The sequence below is a fragment of the Sphingobium sp. B11D3D genome, assembly GCF_025961755.1.
Lineage (GTDB): Bacteria > Pseudomonadota > Alphaproteobacteria > Sphingomonadales > Sphingomonadaceae > Sphingobium.
This window is the reverse complement of record NZ_JAOQOG010000001.1, coordinates 1,846,536-1,861,370: the sequence shown is the minus strand read 5'-3', so window position 1 is coordinate 1,861,370 and position 14,835 is coordinate 1,846,536. Positions and strand designations below refer to the sequence as shown.

Annotated in this window: 12 protein-coding genes and 1 pseudogene; 2 read left to right on the top strand and 11 right to left on the bottom strand. The window is 63.6% G+C overall.

The genetic code is table 11. The features are described from left to right. Positions 1 to 48: 48 nt before the first annotated feature. Positions 49 to 957: pseudogene (locus tag M2334_RS16730) on the bottom strand (tannase/feruloyl esterase family alpha/beta hydrolase); the annotation flags it as partial. 214 nt (positions 958 to 1,171) lie between these two features. Beyond that, the gene (locus M2334_RS08765) at positions 1,172 to 2,095 is read right to left on the bottom strand and encodes an SDR family oxidoreductase (protein WP_264605229.1); all 924 of its coding nucleotides are present in this window, start codon (positions 2,093 to 2,095) and stop codon (positions 1,172 to 1,174) included. 73 nt (positions 2,096 to 2,168) lie between these two features. Between M2334_RS08765 and M2334_RS08760 the strand changes: the two genes are divergently transcribed. Continuing rightward, positions 2,169 to 2,897 (top strand): nuclear transport factor 2 family protein, encoded by a 729-nt coding sequence (locus M2334_RS08760; RefSeq protein WP_264605228.1) that lies wholly within the window; start codon positions 2,169 to 2,171, stop codon positions 2,895 to 2,897. 23 nt (positions 2,898 to 2,920) lie between these two features. Here the strand turns inward: M2334_RS08760 and M2334_RS08755 are convergent, their stop codons facing one another. The 8 genes from M2334_RS08755 to M2334_RS08720 all read right to left on the bottom strand — a co-directional run bounded on the left by M2334_RS08755 (position 2,921) and on the right by M2334_RS08720 (position 12,042). After that, complete coding sequence (locus M2334_RS08755; protein WP_264594500.1) at positions 2,921 to 3,283, bottom strand: cupin domain-containing protein; 363 nt, start codon at positions 3,281 to 3,283, stop codon at positions 2,921 to 2,923. Beyond that, positions 3,270 to 4,019, bottom strand: a complete 750-nt coding sequence (locus M2334_RS08750; protein ID WP_264605227.1) for an IclR family transcriptional regulator — start codon at positions 4,017 to 4,019, stop codon at positions 3,270 to 3,272. The genes M2334_RS08755 and M2334_RS08750 overlap by 14 nt, the downstream gene beginning before the upstream one ends. A 49-nt stretch (positions 4,020 to 4,068) precedes the next feature. Beyond that, positions 4,069 to 4,947 (bottom strand): 3-keto-5-aminohexanoate cleavage protein, encoded by an 879-nt coding sequence (locus tag M2334_RS08745; protein ID WP_264594498.1) that lies wholly within the window; start codon positions 4,945 to 4,947, stop codon positions 4,069 to 4,071. Between the two features lie 56 nt (positions 4,948 to 5,003). After that, complete coding sequence (mdlC, locus tag M2334_RS08740) at positions 5,004 to 6,617, bottom strand: benzoylformate decarboxylase (protein ID WP_264594497.1); 1,614 nt, start codon at positions 6,615 to 6,617, stop codon at positions 5,004 to 5,006. Positions 6,618 to 6,847: 230 nt separating this feature from the next. After that, positions 6,848 to 7,966, bottom strand: coding sequence for an NAD(P)-dependent alcohol dehydrogenase (locus M2334_RS08735; RefSeq protein ID WP_264587194.1), 1,119 nt, complete (start codon positions 7,964 to 7,966; stop codon positions 6,848 to 6,850). Positions 7,967 to 8,013: 47 nt separating this feature from the next. Beyond that, the gene (locus tag M2334_RS08730) at positions 8,014 to 8,862 is read right to left on the bottom strand and encodes an SDR family NAD(P)-dependent oxidoreductase (RefSeq protein ID WP_264594496.1); all 849 of its coding nucleotides are present in this window, start codon (positions 8,860 to 8,862) and stop codon (positions 8,014 to 8,016) included. Between the two features lie 29 nt (positions 8,863 to 8,891). Continuing rightward, positions 8,892 to 9,302: a VOC family protein gene (locus tag M2334_RS08725; protein ID WP_264570272.1), complete on the bottom strand. Its 411-nt coding sequence runs from the start codon at positions 9,300 to 9,302 to the stop codon at positions 8,892 to 8,894. Positions 9,303 to 9,465: 163 nt separating this feature from the next. Beyond that, entirely contained in the window at positions 9,466 to 12,042 is a 2,577-nt protein-coding gene (locus M2334_RS08720) for a TonB-dependent receptor (protein WP_264587196.1), read from the bottom strand. 303 nt (positions 12,043 to 12,345) lie between these two features. Between M2334_RS08720 and M2334_RS08715 the strand changes: the two genes are divergently transcribed. Then, entirely contained in the window at positions 12,346 to 13,485 is a 1,140-nt protein-coding gene (locus M2334_RS08715) for a cobalamin-independent methionine synthase II family protein (RefSeq protein WP_264587197.1), read from the top strand. A gap of 60 nt (positions 13,486 to 13,545) precedes the next feature. Here M2334_RS08715 and M2334_RS08710 read toward each other — a convergent pair whose 3' ends face one another. Continuing rightward, entirely contained in the window at positions 13,546 to 14,793 is a 1,248-nt protein-coding gene (locus M2334_RS08710) for an MFS transporter (RefSeq protein WP_264605226.1), read from the bottom strand. Positions 14,794 to 14,835: the final 42 nt, after the last annotated feature.

Below are 14,835 nucleotides of genomic sequence, written 5' to 3'. Positions count from 1 at the left end.
TGGCGGGCCGAACACGCCTGGCGCGCCGGTGGTGATGTAGCCGGATACCGGGCCGGAGGTATCGACGATGCCGGTATCAAAGGGCACCGGTGCATAGAGCGGATAACCGGACCTGTCGCGCGGCCCGGCAAAGGCGCGCTCAAGGGCCTCGACCTGCGCCTTGCTCAGGCACGAATCCGCCTTCGCGCCGGTGCATTGCAGCCGGGCAGGCTGGAAGCGGCATTGGCCGACATTCTCGATCATCCCGTCCTTGAGGCCATCGAGGCCGTCGCACTGGTTGAGCAGGCCCTTGAGGATGAGTTGGCGATCCGTCGGCGAGAAGGTCCGGTCGATCAGGGGCGTGCCCTTGTCATCCTTGGGCGCGGCCTGGTTGAACATCACCTGCGCATAGCTCATGCCGAGATTTGAGTTGCCGGTCCGCATGGCCGGCGCGCCGACCACGATTCCATCGAAAAGCTCCGGATAACGCTGTGCGGCGAGCATGCCCTCCCGACCGCCGGTCGAGCATCCGGTCATGTAGCTGCGCGTGGCCGATTTGCCGTAGAAGCCCTGTGCGATCGCCTTGCCGGCGAGCGTGACGGTGCGCACCGAACTCTCCGCAAAATCGAGCGTCGCGCGCTGATCGACCATGAAGGCGTTGTCGAACACCGCGCCTTTGTGGCCGCTGTCATGGCTGAGCACCGCAAAGCCGCGGGAGAGGGCAGGGCGGTTGCCGGCCGCGACCGGACCGATCGGTTCGCGAATGCTGCCATTCAGTCCGCCGCCGCCCATCAGAAGGAAGCGACCGCTCCAATCCTTCGGCAGCGCAAGGGCGAAGCCGATGCCATAGGTCTTGCCACCGGCGCCCGTGCGCTGGTTGATGACGCCATCCACGCGGCAATGTTCAGGAAGTACCAGCGTGGCGGGTGGCTCGCCCGGTGGCGGTGGCGCCTTGGAGGGGCCGGCCGGTACCAGCATGGCGCTGGTGATCTTCACCTCGGCGCCGAAATTCTGGCTGGTGAGGGCCGCACAGCGCTGGGCTGCGTCCTGTGCGGCTGCGGGCGTCGGCGCAAGGGCGGCGCCGGCCAGCAAGGCGGCCAGAGAGGCGATGGATTTGCCGTTCATATATTCTCCCCTGTCTTTGCATCTTATTGGATCGTCGCCGTCGCGCACGCAAGGCGCTCCGCCCTAGTTAGGTGAGGTCGCTCAAACCGATCTTCGCGCCTTCCAGCGCGGCCTTGTTAGCGGCCCGGCGCATCCGCTCGACCTCAAGGCGCTCCGGCGGCGCGACTTCATCCGGCAGGGCGGCGAGGCTGGTTTCGTAGATGTCCTTGAAGTCTTCCGCAAATTCGGGGTGGGTGAAGATCAGGCCCCGGTTCTCGACCATTCCCGCAAAAATCTTCTCACCGGCCTCCAGCGGGTCCATGCCATTCTCGAAAGCGGTCGCGAACTGGCGGATTTCCGCCTCGTCCACCGGTGCGAAACCGCTGCCCGAAAATTCGGCCGGGCGCTTGAGCGCGGAGAGCGCCGCATCCGTCGCGACCAGCGCCGGGCAGACCAGCGAGACGCCAATGCCATAGGGCACCAGATTATAGCGCAGGCACTCCGTCAGGCCGCGCACCGCGAATTTGCTGGCGGTATAGATCCCGGCTTGCGGCCCGGAGAGATAGGCCGCCATGCTTGCGACGTTAACCACATGGCCGCCTTCGCCGCTCGCCTTGATCTTGGGCAGGAAGGACGTGATGCCGTTCACCACCCCGCCAAAGTTGACGCCCATGATCCAGTCATAATCGGCGAAGCTGGCTTCATCGGTGGAGCCGAAAACGGAAACGCCGGCATTGTTCACCAGCACATGGCAGGCGCCGAAATGATCGACGACTTGCTCTGCAGCCTGTTGGAACGCCGCCCGATCGGTCACGTCCAGCTTGATCCAGAGCGGCGCTTCCCGCCCGCGCTCCTCGAACCATTGGGTGCAGCGCGCCCGCTGCTCTTCATTGCGGTAGGAGAGGGCGAGGCGCATGCCGGCGTTGCTGAAAGCCCGCGCAATCCCGAAGCCGATTCCGGTGCCCGCGCCCGTTATGAACGCGACTTTTCCGGACCAATCCGTGCTGCTCATGATGACTCTTTCCTCTCGCCGGCTATTTGTGCTTTGTTAGCAAAACATACAGTCAAAGAGAGAGGAGTCGATAATGTCTGAGGTGGAATCGCGCCTGGCCAAGCTGGAAAAGAAGGTCCAGGAACTCGAAGATATCAACGCGATCCGTCGGCTCCAATGGGCCTATGGCTACTATATCGACTATAACCGCCCCGAGGAGGTTGCCGGTCTCTTTGCCAAGGAGGGTGTGGTTGTGTTCCTCTCCGGCGAATATGTCGGATATGAGGGTGTGATGCGCCTTTATGGAACATGGTTCCAGAACCTCTTCACCGGCGGGCGGCGCGGCCCGGTCCATGGCCTGTTGCTCGACCATTTCCAGCTGCAGGATGTGATCACGATTGGCGAGGACGGCCAGACCGCCAAGGGGCGCTTCCGCGGCATTCTTGCGGGTGGCTGGCATGACGACGCGCTGCACGAAAAGCCCGAAGGCGTGCCGCAGCAATTCTGGGAGTCCGGCATCTACGAGAATGACTATGTCAAGGAAGACGGCGTCTGGAAGATCAAGCGCCTCGACTATATGATGCAGTGGCAGGGCGACTATGAGAAGGGCTGGGCGCACACCACCGCGCACCTGCAGCCGGCGCAGAAGCCTTATCCAGAAGATCCCAACGGCCCTGACCGCATCCTGCCCGAGAAGGAAGTGCGGCAGACCTGGCCGCACCGCTACGAAGTGCCGATGAGCTTCGCGCATCCGGTGCTGGGCCGCGCCTTCATCATCGAGAATTTCACACCGATGATGACCAAGCATCCGCGCGGCAACTGATCGGCTACGCTCCGCCCGGCAGTTCAGTCTGCCGGGCCATCCTGCGGGAAATGCACAGCCAGCCAGACGGTCGGCGGTGCCGCCTGCGTCCAGACGACCCGATGACGGACATGAGCCGGAATGAGCAGCGCATCCCCGGGTGACAGCGGGCACTCGCCACGGTCCTCCAGCCAGAGCCGGGCCGCGCCGGCCATCAGCATTACCCACTCGTCATGGGGTTGATCGTATGGCGCGACCTCGGGCGTGGTCTGACCCTGCGACACGATCCGCTCGATCCGGGCGCCTGCCTTTTCGAGGATCAGGTCGAAGACTTCCTCGACGCTGGCATCGGGAAGCGGTGCGAGGAGGTTGATGACCCCCTGCGCCTTGCCTTCATTCTCCGCCAAGCGCCTGGGCCGCCTGGGTGAGCAGGACGGCCGCGCGCTGCTCAAGCTCCGGCGTAGCCCGCGCGACCGGGATGGCGGCGCTGATCGCACCGACCAGGCTCCCGCCTACATGCACGGCATGGCCGATACCGATGATGCCGGGGGTAAACTCTTCGGCAGTGCGCGCAATACCGGTTTGCGCGATCTGTGCCAGTTCGCGGCGCAGCTCTGCCTCGGCAGTGCGTGTCTGCGGGGTGAACGCCGCGCGACTCGCCGCCGCGAAATAGGCGTCCAACTCCTGCGGATCGAGCGCGGCCAGAATGGCCTTGCCGGCGGCAAAGGCATGGAGCGGGACTAGGCGGCCAACCTCGATGGTATAGCGCAGGGCTTGCGGCGCCACTTCCCCCGCAATCGCCTCCATATTCTCACCATGGCGGACGAAGAAGGAGACGGTCTCGTTGAGTTGCCGCGAGACTGATCTCAGCACCGGATAGACCCGGTCCTTGAGCGGGATGGCCTCGGGCGCTGGGTTTAGACGGGCGAGCGCTGGCCCGGGCGAATGGAGCCGGCCGCTGCGTAACAGATAGCCGCGCTCGACCAGCGTCCCGAGCAGATAGGAGAGGCTGCTGACGGGAATCGCCAGGGAGAGCGCAATCTCGGCAGCACTGACCGGACGGCCACTGCTGACGACATATTCCAGAATGTCGAGCGTCCGCGTGGCCGATTTGACCGACGAGGACTCCGCCTTCGCTTCCATGCCGCGATCCCCCAATAGCCGTCGGCGGGCCTGCCCTATTGTGCCCGCCTCACTGCTTAAGCCCGAGCATCTGCCGGGTCTCACCCGGCGTGGCAAGCTCACCGCCGATCTTCTCAAGAATCTCGACGCCCTGCCGCACCAGATCGGCATTGCTCTGCGCCAGCACGCCCTTGCGCAGGTAGATGGTATCCTCGAACCCGACCCGCATATGCCCGCCCAGCAACACGGACTGCGCCGCCATGGGGAAGCTGTGGCGGGAAATGCCAAAGCCGGTGAAAGGCGCACCGCGCGGAATCTGGTTCTTGGAATACATCATCGCCTCCGGCGTCGCGGGCAGACCATATTTGGTGCCGAGGACGAAGGTGAACGGTGCGTTCTTTGGAATGAGGCCCTTGGCCATCAGATCGTCCGCGAAGACGAAATCGCCGGCCTCGAAGCATTCGATCTCGGTCAGCACGCCGGCATCCTGCAGCATGGTGCCCATCTTACCGACGATCATCTCCAGATTCATGGCGATGCCGCCCCACAGGTTCATGGTGCAGATGTCGAGCGTGCACATGTCGGGCTTGAGGTCGAGAATGTGCTCGATGCGCCGCTCCGCGGTGAACATCAGGGTCTTTTCGAGGTCCGGCATCGCCGGCTCCTCGGCGCTCTTGGGGAACCACATGCAGCCCGGGCCGGTCGTGACGTTGAGGATCACGTCGGTGTTCCTTTCCCGGATGAGGCTCACCACCTTGCGATAGTCGTCCATCTCCTGGCTCGGCGTGCCATCTTCGCCATTGCGGACATGGACATGGATGATCGACGCGCCGGCCTCGGCCGCGTCGAGCGCTTCCTGCGCCACATGCTCGGGGCGGAAGGGAAAGTTGGGATGCTTGGGCATCGGCGATGCGCCGGTGATCGCGCAGGTAATGAATGTCTTGCTCATCTTTTTCTCCTATCGGACACCGGCGCTCGCCGCTCATGCTGCGTGCAGCATAAGCCTCAGCGCGCCCGTTCCACCATGACTTCCAGCAAGCGGGGGCCGCTGCCGGCAAACAGATCCCGGATCGCATCGTCCAGCGCCGCAGGATCGGAAACGCGCGCGCCGGGCACGCCCATGCTCTCACCGAGCTTCACGAAATCGATGCCCGGGAGCTTGCTGCCAACCACCTCGATGTCGAACAGCGCGCCGAATTGATCGAGCGCTGCATAGCCACCGTTGTTGACGATGAGGAAACGCACGTCGAGCTTGAGGTCGCCCGCCGTCCAAAGGCCCTGGATCGAATACATGGACGACCCATCGCCTAGCAGGCAAAGCACCGTGCGGTTTGGCTGCGCGAGCGCTGCACCGACTGCCGCAGGCAGCGCAAAGCCCAGCCCGCCGCTGGCGGTGGCCATGAACTCATCCTCGAGCCGGATCGGGAAATGATCGTGTAGCGGTCCGCGCGTGCTCGGCGCTTCCTCGCTGATGATGATGCCCTTGGGACGCAGGGCATCAAGGCGCTGCATCAGATAGGGCTCGAAGATGGCGGCGCCATCGGGGCTTTCAGCTGCATGGCTCGCGGCCGGTGCGGGCGGCGTCCGGGGTGCAGCATTGGATGCAGCATTGAGGCGCGCAATCGCATCCGCGACATTGCCGACGATAGCGGTGCCGACCGGCGTGCGAGCGGCCGTGGCGGGATCATCGACAATCTGTATGATCTGCGCGCCCTCGGGCACATATGGGCCGAAGCCCTCGACATGATAAGTGAAGACCGGTGCACCGAGCACCAGCACGAGATCATGACCGTCCAGCGCGCCCACAATGGCTTCACGCGAAGCCGGAAGGAAGCCTGCGAACAGGGCATTGTCTTCCGGGAACACGGCGCGAGCAGCCATTGGCGCGACCCAGACGGGTGCCTGGTGCGCAGTCGCCAAGGCATGGAGCGCGGCGCGCGCATTTTCGCGACCCACGCCTGCGCCGGCAACGATCACCGGGGATTTCGCGGCGTTCAATGCATCCGCGGCGGCACCGATGAGGGCAGGGGACGCCATCGATTCCTGAGAGACAGTCGATACGCTGATCGGCTGACAGGCGCGATCCCAATCGTCGATGGGCACCGAGACGAACACCGGACCGCGCGGCGCCTGCATCGCCATATGATAAGCGCGCAGGATCGCCAGTGGCACATCCTCTGCGCGCGCCGGCTCGCACGTCCATTTGACGAAGGGTTGCGGAAACTCCGTGGCGCGCTCGGCATAGAGGAACGGGTCGTAGGGGAAGATGCTGCGGGCCTGCTGCCCTGCGGTGATCACCAGCGGCGTCTGGTTGCGGAACGCGGTGAAGATGTTGCCAAGCGCATGGCCCGTGCCGGCAGAGGAATGCAGGTTCACAAAGGCGGCATTGCCGCTCATTTGCGCGAAGCCGTCCGCCATGCCGACGACGACGCTTTCCTGCAGGCCCAGGACATATTGGAAGTCCTGCGGCATGTCGCGGAACAACGGCAGCTCAGTCGAGCCGGGATTGCCGAACAATGTCGTCATGCCTAGATCGCGCAGCAGGCTCATCACGGCATCACGCACCGTCGGTCCTTCGACTGCCTTGGGCTTCTCGACTGCCAGACCCCGCGCCGTCATGCCGCCGCTCCCATCATGTTTGTTGCTGCCGTCATCGTCATTCTCTCTATATATGAAATTATCACATACGCGAACGCATAATCGCTCCCGCGGCCGGGCCGTCAGCCCACGCAAAGTAATTAACATGTTCAGCAAAAGATGGAAGCGGCAACGCTCGCTGATCATCAGCGAGCGAGCCAAGCCGCACCCGAAGGAGAACGGGCGCGGCTTGTCGGAGATCAGGCTACCGGTCAGGCGTCCATCACAAGGACGGGCTTCACCACCGCGCCGCTCTCGCCGGCATGGAAGGCTTCATCGATCTGCGCGAAGGGGAACGTCTTGATCAACCGATCGTGCGGGAAACGACCCGCAAGATGATGGTCGATCAATTCGGGCAGAAAGCCGAACAGATCGGAATCGCCACCCAGGATGCCCATCAGCCGCTTGCCGCCGCCCATGAATGCCGACTCATTAAGCGTCAGATTGGCGGCGGGGTCGGATGCACCGACGATGCCGACGATACCCAGCGGTGCAATCAGTCCGGCGGCGCTCTCGATAATCGCCTTCAGGCCCGTCGTATCGAACGCGTAGCCCAGCCCCTGCGGGCAGAGTTTGCGGATTTCCTCCTCGGCATTGCTGGTCTTGCCGTTGATCGTGTGGGTCGCGCCCAGTTCGCGGGCCAGCGCCAGGCGGTTGTCGTGGATGTCGACGGCAATGATCGGATTCGCGCCAGCGATCTTGGCGGCCATGATCGCGCCGAGACCGACAGCACCCGTCCCGAAGACGGCGATGGGCATGCCGGCGCGCACCTTCATGCTGCGCAGCACGGCACCGGCGCCGGTCATGAAACCGCAGCCGAGCGGCGCGAGGGTCGAGAGCGGTATATGCGCGGCGCTTTCGGGCACCTTCACGACGTTGCGAGCATGGCCGATGGCGTGGGTGGCGAAGGAAGACTGGCCAAAGAAATTCGCATTCACGCCCTCGCCATCGCGATGCAGCGTGTGGCTGCCGTCCGGCCTGGTGCCGATCCAGTTCTCGGGCACGAAATTGTAGCAATAAGTGGGCTTGTCGACCTCGCAGCTCGGGCAGGTGCCGCAGCTGTTGAAGCTCATCAGCACCCGGTCGCCCGGCTTCACATGCGTCACCTCGGACCCGACCTTCTCGACCACGCCGGCCCCTTCATGGCCCAGCACCATGGGGAGCGGGGTCGGGAGCTGCCCATCGCGTGCGGCCATATCGGTGTGGCAGATGCCGCAGGCGTGGATGCGCACCAACACCTCGTCAGCGCGGGGCTCGTCCAGCGTCACGGCTTCGATTGCGAAAGGCGCTTCGCCGCCCTTGCAGATGGCGGCCTGTGCGGATGTGGTCATGCGTGTCACTCCTGTTCTGGTCTTGGCTTGAGGCGGCGCGATGTTGCTCAGCCGAGCCGGCCGAGCGACATGCCGCCATCGATCATCATCTGCGCCCCGGTTACATAGCTCGATGCGTCGGAGGCAAGGAACAACGCCAGCGGCTTGATCTGATATGTCTCGGCAATCCGCCCCATCAAGGTCGCATCGTCCCAGGCCTTGCGAACCACGGGGTCCTTGAGCGATCCATCCGCGATGTTTGTGACGAACGGCCCGGGCAAGATGGCGTTGACGCGGATCTGATAGGCCCCCAGCTCCAGCGCGAGGTGGCGGACCATATGGCTCACCCCGGCCTTGGACGGCATATAGGGCATCGGCACAATCGGCTCGCAGATCACGGCGGCGTTGGACGAGGTGGCGATGATCGAGCCGCCTTTGCCGCCCTTCTTCATCAGCCGCGCAGCATCGCGCATCGTATTGTAGGCGCCGGTCAGGTTGATCGCGATGATCCGGTCCCAGATGGCCGGATCGTAGGTGTCGATCTGGCCCTGCGGGTCGCGGCCGCCTTCCGGCTTCCAGAAGCCGGGGCCGATCCCAAGCCCGGCATTGGCAAAGGCGATGTCCAGTCCGCCATAAGCAGCCTCGTGCGCATCGAACACCTGGGTGGTGCGGGCGCGGTCGGAAACATCGAGCTGGTCGGCGCGCACCTCATAGCCTTGCGCCCGCAGGCGTGCTGCTTCCCGCTCGGCGGCGGCACCATCGACATCCGTCAGCGTGACCCGTGCTCCGGCTTCCGCCATCGCCTCGGCATAAGCGAGGCCGATGCCGGAGGCGGCGCCTGTCACGAGCGCGCTGCGCCCCGCGATGTCGAACTGCTCAAGTGCCTTGGGCGGCTGTCCCGTGCCGGCTTCGGTCATTCTGTGCGGTCCTCTCCGGTTAGGCGCGTTCAGGCCGGGTCTTCGTCGAACACATTCAGCTCGATCTGCACACCTGTTGGGTCGTGCAGGAAGACCTGCGTCATCTTGATCACCTCGACCCGATTCTCCCGCCAGGGCACGCCATGCGCCTCGAGCCGCTCGATCAGCGGACCGAGGCCGACGCACTGGAAGGCGACATGATCGAGGCCGCCCGTCGTCCCGGTGATATTGTCGTAAACCCCATGTTCGGACAGCGCGCCCGGCGTGCTGATGTGGACGATCGGATCGTCCTTGTGATCGTACATCCATCGCACCATCGTCCGGTCCAGATTGGACGGCGGATCGCGCTCCTCAAGCAGCAGAATGTCGCGGTAAAACGCCACCACCGGCGGCAGGTCACGGGTGCGGATGTTGACGTGGTCGAGCCGTTTGATGAGCATGTACGAGTCCTGTTCGTGGGAAGGCAGGCGGTCGGCTTATTGATAGTGTCCAAAGTATCTGCGGCGCAACCGCTTCCGACCTTTTTGTGCGGCGATTGTGCGCACAATAAGATCGGGAGAGGCGACGGCGCGCCACTCCCGATACATTGGCTTGACGAGGCGGTCAGAAACTGCGGCGCACGGAGACCGCCCAGGTCCGCAATGGCGCAGGTACGCCCGTCACGACGCCAAGCGACGCGCTGACATCGCTCTTGGTCAGGAAGTAATATTTGTTGAACATGTTCTGCACTTCCAGCGAGACGCGCCAGTCCTTGTCCGTCGTGGTGAAGGACAGGCGGCCGTTGGCGAGGAAGTTGCCCTCGACCCGGCTCCACTCAGAGTTGGATGTCTCGGTGAAGACATCGGACTGATAGGAGCCATCGAACCGCACGCTCACCGTGCCGGGCGTGATCTCATGATCATATTGCAGGCCGAAGCTGTAGGTCCATTCCGGCGTGTAAGGCGTCACCGCATCCAGTGAGATGCCGGACGTGCCGACTTCCTTATACTGGAAGTTGATGTAGCTAAGGCTCCCATCGACGGTGAATCCCGCGAACGGATGAATGGTCGTTTCCAGCTCGAAGCCCTTGACGTCCGCCTTGCCGACATTGGTCGGCTTGAGGCACGGCACGGATGGGCAGGCCGAGAGCGTGAGGATCATGTCATTATATTTGTTCAGGAACACCGCGCCGTTCAGCCGCACGCGCCGGTCGAACAGGTCGGACTTGAACCCCAGTTCATAGGTGGTGAGCGTTTCCGGGTTGAAACTGCCGAGCTGGTTGCAAGGCGCCGGAGCGACATAGCCCGGTGCCGTGCACGAACCCGCCGACGGCCCGAAGAACGGCCGAGGGTTGACGCCGCCACCTTTGAAGCCAGTAGCGACTGAGCCATAGACCAGCAATTCCGGTGAGAAACGGAAGTCGGTTGAAATCCGCCAGTCCCAGCGATCGCCCTTGAAGCTGTCGCTGACATTGTAGAGGCCGGAAAGCAGGCAGTTGGGCGTATTGCCGATGCCGGTCGGTCCTGCGGTCGGCGCGCCCTGGAAGAACTCGCAGATCGGCAGGGACGGCAATTGCGCCGGCGTCCAGTTGCCGAACGGAACCGTGCCGTCCGGGTTGCGGCGGAAGTAGGTGTAGGTCTTTTCATCCCGTGTGTAGCGCAGACCGCCAGAGATGCTCCATCCTTCCATCGGCCTGATCACGCCATTGGCAAACAGCGCTTTCGAGGTGGACGGCGTGGTGTCAGGACCATGCAGGAAATCGATGCCGGCATAGTTGAGGTCGACACGGGCGGAGTAGGTGCCTTTCTGATCGAAGTAGAAGCCGCCGAGGGTGAAGTCGGCGAACGTGCCGACCTTGCCATTCAGGCGGAGTTCCTGGCTCCAGGCATGATGGTTGAGCTGGTTATCCAGTTGCGCCACCGGAACCGGAGTCGCGTCCTGATCCTGCCCGAAGTTCGACTGATATTCTCGATAGGAGGAAATCCACACGACATTGAGGCTGTCGCTCAACGTCCACGTCACATTCCCGTGAATGCCCCAGCCCTTGAAGTCCTGGTTCTGCAAGGCCGTGTAGGGCTTGTAGGGGGATTGGGACGTGGGCAGCATTCCATCCACGAAATTGGCGTAGCTGATGAAGCGGCGGTCACCGCCATAGGCCGAGCTGGCCAGGGAATCGCAGCCATAGGCCCCATAAGGCACGAAGGCGCAGCCTACCGGCACGGGGCTGCCATTCTTGCCGGGCAGCCAGGCACCGCCATTGGCATTCGTGCCGGGGTTGGGGATGGCCGGGTTGAACGGATTGGGGTTGGTCGAGGTCGGCCCCGGCAGACCGGCCGCGATCAGCACGGTTGGCGCCGGCTCTGACTTATCCGACGTATAGTCCCCGGACAGGTTCACTTCGAGCGCATCGGACGGCAGCCAGCGCAGCGCGATCCGCCCGGCGACATAGGATTGGCCGCCCTGCGTCCCGACGACGGGGTCGGCGCCCCGGTTGTTGCTGGCCGGCACGTTGGAGCCGGGGTGGGTCGCGCCATAATCCAGAAGTTTGAGGTAGCCATCGCGGCTCTTCGCGGCGCCAGACAGGCGGACGAACAGATTGTCCGTCACAGCGAAGTCGGCCACGCCGCGCAGATCGAGACGGTTGTAGGAGCCGTAGGTGGCCTCGAGCGTGCCGCCGCCAGAACCATCGGGCTTGGCACTGAACAGCTTGATGGCGCCGCCGATCGAGTTCTTGCCCGCCAGCGTCCCCTGCGGGCCGCGAAGGATCTCCACCCGGTCCAGATCCATGAGGTCCAGCAGCGAGCTGGAGAGGGTCGGAATGTAGACATCATCAATATAAACGCCCACGCCGGGGTCGAGGGCATAGTTGAAGTCGGTCTGCCCCACGCCGCGGATGAAGGCGATGAGGCCGGCGCCGCCATTTTGCGGTTGTGGCCGCAAGGTCACGTTGGGTGACTGGTTGGCGATGTCGGCAATGCTGGTCTGCCCGCGCTGTTCCAGCAGGGCGGCGTTGACCGCCGTGATGGCGATCGGCGTATCCTGAAGCCGTGTCTCGCGAAACTGGGCAGTGACGATGATATCGCCGGTAACATCCGTATTCTGGGCACTTTGGGGCTGTTCGCCGCTCTGGGCATAAACCGGCGCGGCTAGCGCACAGGCCAGGGCATAGGACGCAACGGATCGCGCGCAAAATCTGCGCATGGGCAATCTCCTCTCCATGTTGCCGTTGCTGATTTTCATGTCTCGTAGCGGACATGCAACGGCGTGGCGGCGGCATAACATGAGGGTTTGGGGCCAGCAATATGTGCAATAGTGTGAACAGCGGCGGGCCGGGCGGCTGCCCGGGTGATGCTGAGACATCATTGGATATTGTCAACAATGGCCGTCTCCGCAAATGGCGGTAACCCTTGCGTTTTTGGCCCGGCCTCTCTCGGGCTTGCCTGATTGCATCGGTCGTGCGAGGGGCGGCGGCATAGCGTTGAATTGAAGAAAGGGTTGAGTACTGTGATCGCAACGACACATGTCGGAAGTCTGCCGCGCGGGCCGGAACTTGTTCCCTTGCTGCTCGCGAAGGATCATGGCGAGCCTTATGACGCCGCGCAGTTCGAGACGGTTGTGCAGCAAGCCATCGACGATGCCGTCGCCAAGCAGGTCGAGGCCGGAGTCAGCGTCGTGTCCGATGGCGAACTCGGCAAGGTCGGTTACTCAACCTATATCATCGAGCGTCTGGAGGGCTTTGGTGGCCACACCGATCGCAAGCCGGCGCTCGACCTCGCGCCCTTGCCGGAGCTGCGCAAGAAGTTGGCCGCGATCATGGGCGATCAGGAGTTCACCCGCGCCTCATGCATCGCACCGGTGAAGCTCAAGAACCTGCAGCCCTGCCATGACGACATTCGCCGGTTCGATCAGGCGCTCAAGGCGCAGGGTAGGGGTGCGCGGGGCTTTATGAATGCCGCGTCACCGGGTCTGATCACGGCCTTCCAGCCCAACGCCTACTATCCCAGCCACGAGGCCTATCTCGCGGATCTGGTGACGGCCATGCGCCCTGAATATCAGGCGATCATCGATGCGGGCTTCGACCTGCAGCTTGATTGCCCCGACCTCGCCATGTCCCGCCACACCGGCTATCAGGATGTGAGCGACGCAGAGTTCGTGAAGATTGCCGAGGCCAATGTCGAGGCACTGAACGCGGCCACCGAAGGCCTCCCGCGCGACCGGCTGCGGATGCACATCTGCTGGGGCAATTATGAAGGCCCGCATGATTGCGACATCGATCTTGCTAAGGTGCTGCCGACGATCCTGCGGGCCCGCCCCGGCGTGGTGCTGTTTGAATCGGCCAATCCGCGCCACGAGCATGAGTGGACCGTGTGGCGGGATGCGAAGTTGCCCGACGATCTCGTCTTGGCGCCCGGCCTCATCGACAGCTGCTCGAACTATGTCGAGCATCCGGAACTGGTCGCCCAGCGGATCGAGCGCTTTGCGGGCATCGTCGGCGCTGAGCGCGTGATCGGCAGCACGGATTGCGGCTTCGGCACCTTTGCCGGCTATGGCAAGATCGATCCCGCCGTCACGTGGAAGAAGCTGCAGGCCCTGCGGGAAGGCGCCGATATTGCAGCCAAACGCCTCGCGAGCGTGCCGGCCTAATCGCAAGAACTACGATGCCGGGCCGCGCTTTCCAGATGCGTGGCCCGGCATCGGATTCTGTCAGGCCGCGACTGCCGTCCTTGCGCGTTGCGAGGGGGCGGTTTCGGTGAGGAACATCGCCACGATCCCGCCGAGGATCGCCAGCACCACCATGATCCACAAGGGCGCGGCAAGGCTGGTCGCGTCCGCCGCTACACCGGCCAGCGAAGGCGCGAAGACCCCGCCCAGGATTTCCGCCGATCCCATGGTGAGCCCGAGCGCGGTCGCGGCTTGGCGCGGATCGACGCTTTCGGATGGGACGGTGGCCATAAACAATGGGAAGATCCCGTTCAGGCCCCAACCAAAGAAGAAGATCGGGACCAGCCCCCAGATCGACCCGCTCCAGTAGAGAGCGCCCAGCGGCAGGATGATGCCGAGCAGAGGCATGGCGATCATGACGGGCCGCCGCCCGATCCAGTCCGAAAGGCCGGAGATCGCGAAGCTGCCGATGGTGGCGGAAATGCCGAGCGTTGCAATCAGCCAACTCATTTCCGTCGGCGTGTAGCTTCTGACGCTGGTCAGGTAGATCGGCAGGAAGGTTAGGCAGATGACGAAATAGCTGACCATCAGCACGCCCAGCAGCACGCAGACCAGCACATTGCGGGTGCGCAACACACTGAGGACACCTTGGGCTTGGCCATCCTGTACCTGTGGCCGTGCCGGCGCTGCGGGCTCCTCCAGCGTGAACCAGATCAGCAGGGCACAGATGATGCCGGGAATGGACGCGAGGAAAAAGGCGTTGCGCCATCCGAATTCCAGGCCGAACCACACCAGCAAGACCGGCGCGAGAAAAGACCCAAGCAGGTTGGACCCGAAATTCTGGGCGATGCCCTGCGCAAGGCCGCGACGGCGCGGATCGACTTCGCTGGCGACCATGGCATGGCTGATGGGCATCACGCCGCCCTCCGCCGCGCCCATCAGCATCCGTGCGCACAGCATGAAGAGGAAGCTTGTCGCCATGCCGCTCAGAAAGCAACAGAGCGAGAAGCCGAGCGTCGCGCCGACGAGCAGCAGCTTGCGATTGCCGATCGTGTCCGACAGGCGCCCGATGGCGAAGGCGGCAATGGCCCAGGTAAAGGAGAGGCCGCCCGCGAGCAGGCCGATCTGAGCGTTGGACAATCCCAGCTCGGGCTGGACGAATGGCATCAGCACGTTAAGTGCCTGCCGATCGAAAAAGACGATGCCGAAATTCAGGCTGAGCAGTCCGACCAGCCACGCCTGATAGCCGCCGCTACGCAGACGCGGCGTGCCCGCATCCCCCATCACCATAAGCCCCTCCATGAGTCCTCTTGTTATGAGGGTATCATGGCG

Bases quoted from the DNA above. Each gene is read 5' to 3' on its own strand.
- M2334_RS08765 (WP_264605229.1), bottom strand. From the start codon at position 2,095: ATGAGCAGCACGGATTGGTCCGGAAAAGTCGCGTTCATAACGGGCGCG.
- M2334_RS08760 (WP_264605228.1), top strand. From the start codon at position 2,169: ATGTCTGAGGTGGAATCGCGCCTGGCCAAGCTGGAAAAGAAGGTCCAG.
- M2334_RS08750 (WP_264605227.1), bottom strand. From the start codon at position 4,019: ATGGAAGCGAAGGCGGAGTCCTCGTCGGTCAAATCGGCCACGCGGACG.
- M2334_RS08745 (WP_264594498.1), bottom strand. From the start codon at position 4,947: ATGAGCAAGACATTCATTACCTGCGCGATCACCGGCGCATCGCCGATG.
- mdlC (WP_264594497.1), bottom strand. From the start codon at position 6,617: ATGACGGCGCGGGGTCTGGCAGTCGAGAAGCCCAAGGCAGTCGAAGGA.
- M2334_RS08735 (WP_264587194.1), bottom strand. From the start codon at position 7,966: ATGACCACATCCGCACAGGCCGCCATCTGCAAGGGCGGCGAAGCGCCT.
- M2334_RS08730 (WP_264594496.1), bottom strand. From the start codon at position 8,862: ATGACCGAAGCCGGCACGGGACAGCCGCCCAAGGCACTTGAGCAGTTC.
- M2334_RS08725 (WP_264570272.1), bottom strand. From the start codon at position 9,302: ATGCTCATCAAACGGCTCGACCACGTCAACATCCGCACCCGTGACCTG.
- M2334_RS08720 (WP_264587196.1), bottom strand. From the start codon at position 12,042: ATGCGCAGATTTTGCGCGCGATCCGTTGCGTCCTATGCCCTGGCCTGT.
- M2334_RS08710 (WP_264605226.1), bottom strand. From the start codon at position 14,793: ATGGTGATGGGGGATGCGGGCACGCCGCGTCTGCGTAGCGGCGGCTAT.